This is a genomic window from Frankia sp. CgJB1 (assembly GCF_977947065.1).
On the sequence record NZ_CDWTNB010000001.1, the window covers coordinates 70,030 to 81,202 of the forward strand.

The following is an 11,173-nucleotide window of genomic DNA, read 5'->3' on the forward strand; positions in this document are numbered from 1 at the left end:
TCGTTCCAATGCGCTGGTGGCACGTGGCGATGGTCGCCGAGCTGGAGCAGACGGTATTCGACATCGATCCGTGGACGGCCGAGCTGTTCTGGTCCGAACTCGCGCAGGGCGAGCAGCGACGGTACCTGACGGCGCTGTGGCGTCCACAGGGCGTCCCGACGCACGACACGTCCGCGATCGTCGGTTATGCGGGGCTGGCGCTCGCCAAGGACGGCGCCTACATCCAGACGATCGGCGTTGTGCCCCGGATGCGCGGGCGGGGGGTGGGCGCCCGTCTGATGATCGCCCTGCTGCGTGACGCCCGGCGGGCGGGTGCCCGCAGCTGCGGGCTGGAGGTCCGCACCGACAACCAGGCGGCCCGCGCCCTCTACAGCCGGCTCGGTTTTGTCGACATTGGGCTGCGTCGCGGTTACTACCAGCCTTCCGGCGGAGATGCCTACGTGATGCGGGTCCGGAAGATCGACACCATTGGTTACGCGGAGCTGCTCGACCGCGTCGAGGCGACGTTGCTCATCACCTCTCGGGCCGAGCCCTGACCTGTTCGAACCGCCAGGCACGCGGATCGCCGTTCGTCAGCTCGGCCGGTGGCTCCGGCAGCGGGCAGCGGGTGTCCCCGGTAGTCTGCGCGGACGTGCCCGCATCGGGCGGCGTCCGCAGCATGATGACGATGAGATCCTCGCCCCGTTGGCTGCTGACGTAGACCTCGCCGTCTCGCTCCGCAAGCGCATCGATCGCCCAGTCCCGCAGGCCGCCCGCCCGGCCGGCCGCCGCCTTGGCCTCCCACATCCAGATCATGTCCTCATGGTGCCCCATGTCCCCGTGCGCTCATGTGCTCATGGGGCCCCGTGGCGCCGGGCGCCGACCGGTGGGAGCGGGCCGCCGCGAAGGGGGCCGGGTCTTGGCCAGGGGTCGGCTCGGGACGACCTGAATTCCCGCCGTCTTGTCAGATCCGACCGTCTTGGTTGACGTCTGCGGCGCGGGTGCTAAGTTGGCACTCGGCACGTGAGAGTGCCAGCGACAACAGGCGCCTGTTCACCCGCGACGGCAGGCCGCCAGGGTCGCTCTCTCATCCAGCGCAGGAAGGGGGAGGTCGATCGTGACGACCGCCACCAAGGTTGCTATCAAGCCTCTCGAGGACCGTATCGTCGTGCAGCCCTCCGACGCGGAGCAGACCACCGCGTCCGGGATCGTGATTCCGGACACGGCGAAGGAGAAGCCCCAGGAGGGCATCGTTCTCGCGGTCGGCCCGGGTCGGTTCGAGGACGGCAAGCGCGTCCCGCTCGACGTCAAGGTCGGCGACGTGGTGCTCTACAGCAAGTACGGCGGCACCGAGGTCAAGTACTCGGGCGAGGAGTACCTCGTGCTCTCCGCTCGCGACGTTCTCGCGATCATCGAGAAGTAGGCCGCTCGCCGGTAGCACCAAGGGGCGCGTCCCGCTGGCGGCCGCCCGGTTCCCGCCGGGCCCGCCGGCGGGGCGCGCTCCTGCTGTTTTCCACCGGTATTCGGTGTCGGGAGGACAACCAGGTATGCCGAAGATTCTGACGTTCAACGAGGACGCCCGCCGCGCGCTCGAGCACGGGGTGAACGCCCTGGCCAACGCGGTCAAGGTGACGATCGGCCCGCGTGGTCGCAACGTCGTCATCGACAAGCACTACGGCGCCGCGACGATCACCAATGACGGGGTGACGATCGCGCGCGAGATCGAGCTGGAGGACCCCTACGAGAACCTGGGTGCCCAGCTCGCGAAGGAAGTCGCCACCAAGACCAACGACGTGGCTGGCGACGGCACCACGACGGCGACCGTGCTAGCCCAGGAAATGGTGCGCTTCGGTCTCAAGCAGGTGACCGCGGGGGCCGCCCCACTGGCGCTGAAACTGGGCATCGAGGCCGCCGTCGAGGCCGTCTCCGCGGCCCTGCTGAAGCAGGCCATCGAGGTCAACTCGAAGGAGACCATCGCCCAGGTCGCCGCCATCTCCGCTCAGGACTCGCAGGTCGGGGAACTGATCGCCGAGGCGATCGACAAGATCGGCAAGGATGGCGTCATCACGGTCGAGGAGAGCCAGACCCTCGGGCTGGATCTTGAACTGACCGAGGGCATGCAGTTCGACAAGGGCTACATCTCGCCGTACTTCGTCACGGACGCCGAGGCCCAGGAGGCCGTGCTTGAGGACGCCTACGTCCTGCTCTACCCGGGCAAGATCTCGGCGCTGAACGAAATCCTGCCCGTGCTGGAGCAGGTCGTCCAGGAGCGCAAGCCGCTGCTGATCATCGCCGAGGAGGTCGAGAGCGAGGCCCTGTCCACCCTGGTGGTGAACTCGATCCGCAAGACCTTCCAGGTCGTCGCGGTCAAGGCTCCCGGGTTCGGGGACCGCCGCAAGGCACTGCTGCAGGACATTGCCGTGCTTACCGGCGGCCAGGTGGTGGCCTCGGAGGTCGGTCTCTCCCTCGATGCGGTGACGTTGGCCGACCTGGGCCGGGCCCGGCGGGTCACGGTGGACAAGGACAACACCACCATCGTCGACGGGGCTGGCGAGGCCTCCTCGATCGCAGATCGGGTGCGTCAGCTCAAGCAGGAGATCGAGGTCAGCGACTCCGACTGGGACCGCGAGAAGCTGCAGGAGCGGTTGGCCAAGCTCGCCGGTGGGGTCGCGGTCATCCGCGTCGGCGCCGCCACCGAGGTGGAGCTCAAGGAGAAGAAGCACCGCCTCGAGGACGCCGTGTCGGCCACCCGCGCGGCCATCGAGGAGGGCATCATCGCCGGCGGCGGTTCCGCGCTCACCCACGTGGCGTCCGTGCTCGACGACGGGCTTGGCCGTACCGGGGACGAGCTCGCCGGGGTACGGATCGTGCGCTCCGCGCTCGACGCTCCGCTGTCGTGGATCGCGCGCAACGCTGGTCTGGAGGGCGCGGTCATCGTCTCCAAGGTCAAGGAGCTCGAGCCGGGTCGTGGGTACAACGCGGCCACCGGCGAGTACACCGATCTGATCGCGGCCGGCGTCGTCGACCCGGTCAAGGTCACCCGGTCGGCGGTGGCGAACGCCGCCTCGATCGCGGCTCTGCTCATCACCACCGAGGGTCTGGTCGTCGAGAAGCCGGCGGAGCCCGCTCCCCAGGACGGCCGCGGCCACGGGCACGGGCACAGTCACCCGCAGGGCCCGGGTTTCTGACCGGATCGGCGTCGTGGGGCCTCGCCGGGTGCGGCCCGGCCCCCGGGCCCTGGTACGTCCGGAGCCCGGTCGGTCCTTGATGATCGACCGGGCTCCGGCGCGTTGGGTCGCTGCCGCGTCGGGTCGCTGTCGGGTCGCTCACCCGTCGTGGGTGGTCCAGGAGACCAGGACCGGCTATCCCGACCCGTCCGCCTATCGGCCCCTGGCCGCCCTCTCTCAGCAGGCCGGTGCGAGTCCGGGCCGGGCCGGGGTGCGTCTCGTGGCCCCCCGCCGGGAGCGGCCGGTGAGGATCGCATCCCGTTCGGACTCGCTCAGCCCGCCCCATACGCCATAGGGCTCCCGGGCGGTCAGCGCGTACTCACCGCAGGCGCGGATGACTGGGCAGCGGGCGCAGACCGCCTTGGCCGCGGCCTCACGGGCGGCTCTGGCCGGCCCCCGTTCGCCCTCCGGGTGGAAGAAGAGCTCCGTGCTCTCACCACGGCACGCCCCGTGCAGCTGCCATTCCCACTTCTCCGCGCCGGGGCCTGGAAGTCGTCGGACGTCGGTCATCGATCTGAGCCCCCTTTCGACCTGAGCGGCAAGCGCCGCCACTTCACCGTAGTACCGGGTCACCCTCTGAGTGATCTTGAAATTTCACCCGGGTGAGCCCGCGTCACGGGTCGTTCCGCCCGGCCGTTGCACGGTCGGGAAGTCCCTGGATGTCCAGGGATCTCAGGCGGATCAGGGTCCGAGTCGGCCGCGGGACTTCCGGCCGGCGCCGTGTTCCGTCATGGCTGACCGACCGCGCCGGATCCGCAGGTCCGGCGGAACTTTTGTTGACGGTCGAACGCCTACCCCGGTGGTCGGCTGGTCACACGGCCTGAGCGGGAATTAGCGTGGCCACCGCCGGCCGCGCTCCGTCGGCGCGCAGCATCCACCCCGGCCGGGTGTCCGGTCAGGCGGCGACGCGAGTCCGCCTCAGCGCGAGTCCGCCTCCGAGGCGGCGGATGCCTCGTAGATCCCGTCGGCGAAGCCGCGGGCGTAATCCCAGCTGACGTAGCACGACGGGTCCGGCGCGAACGCCGGCTCGTGGACTCTCGTCCGCCCCTCGTTGAGAAGGTTGCGCAGGTTGCCAGCCAGCAGGTCCCAGTCGAAGAAGTGGGGCTCGGCGCAGCCCTCGCAGTCGACGACAAGGCCGCGGTAGCCGCGCGGCTCGAGCAGCGTGCGGAAGACGTCGAGGTCTCCCAGCTCGGCGAGGACTTCCTCCCGCTCGTGCAAGGACAGCGGTTCGAGCAGGTCGAGGTCGTCAATGGAGTCGAGGCGCGCGAGCTCGGCAGCCGGATCCTCGGGGTCGCCCGCGAAGGGGTCGACAGGCTCGTCGCTCACGACGACCACGCTACGCTTGCCCAGACTGCTTAGTGGTCCCGATCCGGAGTCTCGGCACCGATGCGCGGCGCTCTGGACATAGTCCGTCGCGGTCGGTCCGCTGTTCTGCTGGGCGTGCGGGTCCCGATCAGGCCCGGTGGGTGGCGCTGTGGTATAGAAAAATGTTATCCATGGCGATGTCGGTCACGGGCGATGTCGGTCACGCCGGAACCGCCGATATGTGCCGGTGACCTCTACGATGGAGTCTGTGCCGCCGCTCGGTGCCCGGTTCTGGTAGTAGGTATACTTTTCCGCCGTTGCGCGCGACCCGTCGCTCCAGGACGGCGGGCGGGGCTCGTGCCGCGGCGTCGGTCTGGGTCCGCGGCCTCGGTCAACGCGGAATGGAAGGTGCCATGAACGGTCCCCTCGCCACCGATTTCACGTTGCCGGCCGGGGTGGGCACCCACGTCGGCGCGCGTCCCGACCTGCTGGGGGCCGATGCCGCCGCGGTACCGCCGAAGCTGGCGATGCTCGGGCTGACCTTCGACGACGTGCTGCTGCTTCCGGCCTCCTCCGACCTGGTACCGGCGGAGGCGGACACGACGACCCGCCTGTCGCGGAGCATCGATCTCGCCGTGCCGTTGGTGTCGTCGGCCATGGACACGGTGACCGAGGCCCGCATGGCCATCGCGATGGCGCGCCAGGGCGGGGTCGGGGTACTGCATCGCAACCTCTCGATCGACGAGCAGGCGCAGCAGGTCGACATGGTGAAGCGTTCCGAGTCCGGGATGATCACCGCACCGGTGACCTGCGGGCCCGACGCCACCTTGGAGGACGCGAACGTCCTCATGGCGAGATACCGGATCTCGGGTGTCCCGGTGACGGAATCCGACGGCCGGCTGGTCGGCATTGTGACGAACCGGGACATCCGCTTCGAGCGGGACTACTCGCGTCGAGTGCAGGACGTCATGACCCCGATGCCGCTGATCACCGCACCGGTGGGCGTCTCGCCGGAGGACGCGCTCGCCCTGCTCCGCCGCCACAAGGTCGAGAAGCTGCCGATCGTGGACGAGCGTGATCGGCTGCGCGGTCTGATCACAGTCAAGGACTTCACCAAGCGGGAGCAGTACCCGCACGCCACCAAGGACACCGATGGCCGGCTGATGGTCGGCGCCGCCGTCGGTGTGGGGGAGGACGCCTACAAGCGCGCCCAGGTCCTCGTCGCCGCCGGGGTCGACTTCCTCGTCGTGGACACCGCGCACGGGCATCATCGAGCCGTGCCCGACGTGGTGCGCCGGATCAAGACCGACATGCCGACCGGGGTGGACGGCCGGCCGCTCGACGTGATCGGTGGCAACGTGGCGACCGGGGCCGGTGCGGCGGCGCTGATCGCGGCCGGGGCGGACGCCATCAAGGTCGGGGTCGGGCCCGGCTCGATCTGTACCACCCGGGTGGTGAGCGGCGTCGGCGTCCCCCAGGTCACGGCCATCTACGAGGCATCGCGCGTCGCCCGGGAGCACGGTGTGCCGGTGATCGGAGACGGCGGCCTGCAGTACTCGGGTGACATCGCGAAGGCCATCGCCGTCGGCGCCGACACGGTCATGCTGGGCAGCCTGCTGGCCGGTGTCGACGAGAGCCCAGGAGAGTTGATCTTCATTAACGGCAAGCAGTACAAGGCTTACCGGGGCATGGGCTCGCTCGGCGCCATGCGTAGCCGCGGCAGCGCGCGGTCGTACTCGAAGGATCGGTACTTCCAGGACGACGTGCTCTCCGATGACAAACTGGTTCCCGAGGGCGTCGAGGGCCAGGTGCCCTATCGGGGTCCACTGGAGGCCGTGGCCCATCAGCTGGTCGGCGGTCTGCGGGCGGCGATGGGCTACACCGGCTCGCCCACCATCCGGCGGATGCAGGACGAGGCGCAGTTGATCCGTATTACCTCGGCGGGGCTGATCGAGAGTCACCCCCACGACATCCAGATGACCGTCGAGGCGCCGAACTACAACTCCGCGCGCTGACGTCGTCGCGCCGCGCGACCGACCAGGCCGTCGCCGGGCCGTCCCCAGGCCGGTGACGGCCGTCGCGTCTCGTGCGCGGTCACCTGGTCATCTGGTCACCGGGTCACCGGGATGTTCGGTCAGTCGTGGAGCAGATACGTCGGTTTTCCGGTCGGCACGCGCCTGCCGGCCCAATCAGGAGGCGCCAGTAGTGGCAGAGATCCAGATCGGCATCGGCAAGAGCGCGCGGATCGCGTATGGTCTCGACGCCGTCGGCATCATTCCATCCCGTCGGACCCGTGACCCGGCGGACGTCTCGCTCGCCTGGGAGATCGACGCCTACCGGTTCGACCTGCCGCTCGTGGCCGCTCCGGCCGACGCGGTGACCTCACCCGCGTCGGCGATCGCGCTCGGCCGGCTCGGTGGTCTCGGTGTTCTGCACATCGAGGGGCTGTGGACCCGGTACGAGGAGCCGGAGAACCACATCGCCGAGCTCAGCAAGATCGGGGCCGCCCAGGGCCCGGACGCGGCAACCGATCGGCTGCGCGCGTTGTACTCCGCGCCGGTCCAGCCGGGGCTGATCGCGCAGCGTCTCACCGAGCTTCGGGACGCTGGGGTGGTCGTGGCCGCGGCGCTGCGCCCGCAGAAGGTCAAGGCCCTGTGCCCGCACGTACTGGCCGCCGGGATCGATCTGCTCGTCATCCACGGTACGGCGGTTTCGGCGGAGCATCAGTCCCGCCGCAGCGAGCCGCTCAACCTCAAACGGTTCATCGGGCAGCTGGACATCCCGGTGCTGGTCGGCGGGTGCGCGTCGTTCTCCACCGCCTTGCACCTCATGCGCACCGGGGCGGCCGGTGTCATCGTGGGCGTCGGGTCCGGCTTTGGTGACCGTACCCGGGACGAGCTCGGGGTCGGCGTGCCGCTCGCCACCGCCATCGCGGACGCGGCCGGTGCGCGCATGCGTTATCTCGACGAGTCGGGCGGCCGCTACGTCCACGTCGTCGCGCATGGTGACCTTCGGACTGGCGGTGACGTCGCGAAGGCGGTGGCCTGCGGCGCGGACGCGGTCATGGTGGACGCGGCGCTCGCGGCCGCGGGGGAGGCCCCGGGCCAGGGCGGGGTCTGGCCGATGGACGTGCTGCACTCCGACCTGCCGCGGGGACGCTGGTCGCCGGTGGCCCCGACCGGGATGCTCGCGCAGATCGTGACCGGTCCGGGCACGGCGACCAGCACCGGTGTCCTCAACCTGGCCGGCGGCCTGCGCACGGCAATGGCGACGACGGGATACGCAACTTTGAAGGAGTTCCAGAAGGCGGAGATCATGGTGACTGCCAGTCCGTGACCGACGATGCACGTCATGCGTGGTCGTCGGGCGTCCTGCGAGGCGGTAGCCGTCGCGTGAGGTATCGCTCGCTGGTGCGCGAGCCCGACGGGCGTGCCCGTGGTGTGTCAACCACCGGCGGTACCCGGTCGATCCGGGCTCTTACCCGACATGGCACCCTGGAAGCGGTCCGTCTCCGGCATGAAGGACGACAGATGCGTCTCGACGAGCACGGCCGTTGGGTCAGCGATGACGGTGCCTATGTCTGGGACGAGGCCGCCCAGACCTGGCAGCCGTCATCGGCAGCGCCGCCGGCCGGTCCGTCGGCCTTGGCGCGATTCGGTAACCATCCCGGTGGGCCCGCCTTCGGTACCGGTCCGGTCGGGGAGCCTGGATCCGGTCGGGCCGGGTCCGACGTAGGAGCGCAGGGCGGTTCGTTCGGTGGGCGGCCCGGCGCTGCCGGCTCGTCGCCCGATTCCGGGCCCAGTGCGGTGGAAGCGGCTCCGGCACCGCCGAGCTGGGGCGGGGCGCTCACCGATTCACCCCGCCCCCTGAGCGGCCCGGTGGCCACGCCATCAGCGCCGGACACACAGGGGCTGGCACCCTACGGCCCCACCGGCCAGCGCGGCCGGTGGGGGGAACCGGCCGCGGACGTCATTGCACCGCGCGGGCCGTCGGAGTGGGGCGATCTGACCGGTCCGGCCCGCCGCGCGGGTGCGGCGGATCCCGTCGATCCGGTGGCTGCGCCCGCAGGGCCGGCCGCAGCGCAGACGACCTGGGGCGACGGCGACTCGACTGGCGAGATCCGGCGTGTCGGGGGCATGGCGGCGACGTACGCCCCGTCCACCGGTGGTGCGGCGGACGGCACACCGCGGTGGGACGGCGATCCGGACGGCGATCCGGAGCCGTATGCCGGGTCGTTCGACGAGCACGACAGTGGATGGGCACCGTCCGGGCCCACCTCCCGGCGCGGGGCGACGGCTCGGCGCGGGGCGACGGCCCGGCGTGCCGAGGCCGGCGGGCTGCCGGCACGGGTCACCGCGCTCGTCCAGTACGTGCGCGACCGTCCGCCGCTGCTGATCGGCGCTGCCGTCGTTCTCGTCTGCCTCGGGCTCGGCGTCATCGGATTCCTCGCCCTCGGCGGCGGTGGATCGGGCTCCGGGACCGCGGCCGGGCCGGCCGCGGTGGGGAAGGGCCGTTACTCCCCGGAGGTCCGTCGGGCATATCTCAGCTCGTGCCTCGACGTCAGCAACGGTAACGAAGGCTATTGCACCTGCACGCTGGAGAAGCTGGAAGCCGACTACACCCAGGAGGAGTACCAGCGGTTCAGCGACAACGTCCAGTCCGAGTCGTCGCAGCGCATCGTGCGGGAGATCTATGCCGCCTGCCGTGACAAACGATGACGATTACCGGTGTACAGTGGGTTGACAGAACTATTATCACATGCCTAGATGGGCTGCGGGACGACGGACGAGAGTGCTATTGCTTTTTCGTTGGCGATGTGATTAAGACGTCCTTCACGTATCAACGGGCGGTCATGGCGGTGCGGTTCTCCGGGACACATCCCGAGACCGCTCCTCCCGGAGCGAGGCTGCCCCACGTGCATTCGTCCGCCCGGGCGGGGGACCCGGTGGCGTGGCCAGATCACACATTTACCCGACGCACGTCCACACGATGACTGCCCGCATCGTGCTGACCAGGGGGGCAGGAGATGCCGCCCTATGATCAAATACAGCGGTTCAGTGGCCATGATGCCTGAATCCGGGATAACGTCGCCGACGTCCGGCGCCCGCGCCCGGAGGCGGGTGACAGTTCTGTGACGACCTACGACACCGACCGCGACGGTGCCACGGGGCGCCCGGCTGCCTCCCGTCGTGACGACGATTTCTTCGCGGTGGAGCGGGTGGGCGAGCAGGCAGCCCGTCCTGTCTCCCGTGAGCCCGCGCCCACGTCCTGGGATTCGACTCCCTGGCCCCGGCGTGAGCCGGCGCCGGGACCGGGACCGGCCATGCCGCCGGCAGGCGGCGGTGCGCGTCCCGCCGATCCCTTCGACGTGACCACCACCTGGGACGGTCCGGCGCCGGGACCCGCCGGTGGACGCCCGCCGGGCATCTCGGTGACCCCCCCCGCTCCCGCTGGCCCGTCTACCCCGGCGGTGTCATCCGCCGCTCCGGTGGCTCCTCCTGTTCCTTCTGTTCCCAGGGGTCCTCGGGTTTCCGCCGGTCCGCCACCGACCGCGTCCCGGCCGACGTCCTACCTCCCCTCGGCGTCCCCGCCACCGCCCGCGGCGTCCAGGACGGCTGCGAGGCCGCCCGACCTGCAGGTGGGCGGGCCCGCTCGAGAGGCCTATCCGGTCCCGACCGGTCCGCCGTCGGGACCGGTGCAGATGGGCCGTTCCCCACGGGCCGGCGGGGCGGCGGGGACCACCTCCGGGACGAGATCGGGGGGTGGCGCTTCCGCAGACCCGTTCACCGGCGGGTTTCCGATCTCCGCCCGACCGGTTCCCGCGCCACCGTCCCGGGCTGTCCCCACATCGTCGGCGGACCTCAGGAGAGCTCCGGGCCAGTCGGGCACCCCGAGCCGGGTCACCGGCCCGGCCTTCCCGGTGGTGCCCGGGAGCTTTGGCGTGACCGCCGCCGCACCGCCGCCCGATGCCGGGCCCCGAACCGCATACTCCTCGACGGATCCTTGGAACGGGCACAGCTCGCCCCGCGTTCAACTGCCCGGTGCGGGCGCGCCCGCACCGGGCCCGGGCCCCCTGAACCGGGAGGCCGGCGGGGTCCGTCCCGGTGGCGGTGGATCCGCCGGTCCGGGCGCGACCTCATCAACTCCGCCCCGCGGATTCGGGGGCGCGGCAGCCTATCTGTCGGGATCGGCGTCGAGTCGTCCCGGCAGGGACCCGGGTCCGGGAAGAAGGGGCCCGAACGGCGGTTCTGGGGGCAACGGCGGTTCCGGGGGACTGCCCCCACACTCCCGCCAGGACCGTCTGCGCTCCCGCCAGGATCGTCCGCGGGACCCCCGCGATGGCGGAGCGGATCTCGCAGGCTGGCGGACTCCCCTGTCCGGCACCGAAGACGTCGTCCGTCCTCTCCCGCCCAACGGGCCCAACGGGATCGCCGGACTGGTCCCCGGCCGTGAGGACCCGCTCTCCGGACCGCTCCCGGTGGCCCGGCGACGATCGTCGGTGGAGACTGCGACGGGGAGCGACTGGCGGATGCCGGCGAATCGGGCATCTGGACCGAGGGACTCGTTGGCCGGTCCGACTGACCGGTTGCCCGGCCAGAACGGGCTGCCCGCTCCGGCCCGCGGCCGGGCGCTCGCGGCCCCGGAGCGGCGGGCGGCTCCCG

General features: G+C 70.8%; 9 protein-coding genes. 6 read left to right on the forward strand and 3 right to left on the reverse strand.

Annotated features, from left to right (window positions below; genetic code table 11):
* The first annotated feature begins 8 nt into the window (after window positions 1–8).
* Window positions 9–536, forward strand: coding sequence for a ribosomal protein S18-alanine N-acetyltransferase (rimI, locus tag AC08OT_RS00410; RefSeq protein WP_476592317.1), 528 nt, complete (start codon window positions 9–11; stop codon window positions 534–536).
* Here the strand turns inward: rimI and AC08OT_RS00415 are convergent.
* Window positions 514–795, reverse strand: a complete 282-nt coding sequence (locus AC08OT_RS00415) for a hypothetical protein (protein ID WP_476592318.1) — start codon at window positions 793–795, stop codon at window positions 514–516. The two genes, rimI and AC08OT_RS00415, sit on opposite strands and share 23 nt — an antisense overlap.
* 301 nt (window positions 796–1,096) lie before the next feature.
* Between AC08OT_RS00415 and groES the strand changes: the two genes are divergently transcribed.
* A complete protein-coding gene (groES, locus tag AC08OT_RS00420; RefSeq protein ID WP_011435085.1) occupies window positions 1,097–1,402 on the forward strand; it encodes a co-chaperone GroES in 306 nt (101 codons plus the stop codon).
* Between the two features lie 124 nt (window positions 1,403–1,526).
* Complete coding sequence (gene groL, locus AC08OT_RS00425; protein ID WP_476592319.1) at window positions 1,527–3,167, forward strand: chaperonin GroEL; 1,641 nt, start codon at window positions 1,527–1,529, stop codon at window positions 3,165–3,167.
* A gap of 216 nt (window positions 3,168–3,383) precedes the next feature.
* Here the strand turns inward: groL and AC08OT_RS00430 are convergent, their stop codons facing one another.
* A complete protein-coding gene (locus AC08OT_RS00430; protein ID WP_462185725.1) occupies window positions 3,384–3,716 on the reverse strand; it encodes a WhiB family transcriptional regulator in 333 nt (110 codons plus the stop codon).
* A gap of 408 nt (window positions 3,717–4,124) precedes the next feature.
* Window positions 4,125–4,541 carry a DUF5319 domain-containing protein gene (locus AC08OT_RS00435; RefSeq protein WP_476594846.1) on the reverse strand — a complete coding sequence of 139 codons (417 nt, stop codon included), beginning with the start codon at window positions 4,539–4,541 and terminating at the stop codon, window positions 4,125–4,127.
* Window positions 4,542–4,924: 383 nt separating this feature from the next.
* Here AC08OT_RS00435 and guaB point away from each other — a divergent pair, with 383 nt between their 5' ends.
* The 3 genes from guaB (at window position 4,925) to AC08OT_RS00450 (ending at window position 9,229) form a co-directional block, all read left to right on the forward strand.
* Window positions 4,925–6,526 carry an IMP dehydrogenase gene (gene guaB / locus AC08OT_RS00440; RefSeq protein WP_476592321.1) on the forward strand — a complete coding sequence of 534 codons (1,602 nt, stop codon included), beginning with the start codon at window positions 4,925–4,927 and terminating at the stop codon, window positions 6,524–6,526.
* Window positions 6,527–6,716: 190 nt separating this feature from the next.
* Window positions 6,717–7,847: a GuaB3 family IMP dehydrogenase-related protein gene (locus AC08OT_RS00445; protein ID WP_476592322.1), complete on the forward strand. Its 1,131-nt coding sequence runs from the start codon at window positions 6,717–6,719 to the stop codon at window positions 7,845–7,847.
* 194 nt (window positions 7,848–8,041) lie between these two features.
* Complete coding sequence (locus AC08OT_RS00450) at window positions 8,042–9,229, forward strand: hypothetical protein (RefSeq protein WP_476592323.1); 1,188 nt, start codon at window positions 8,042–8,044, stop codon at window positions 9,227–9,229.
* Window positions 9,230–11,173 lie beyond the last annotated feature (1,944 nt).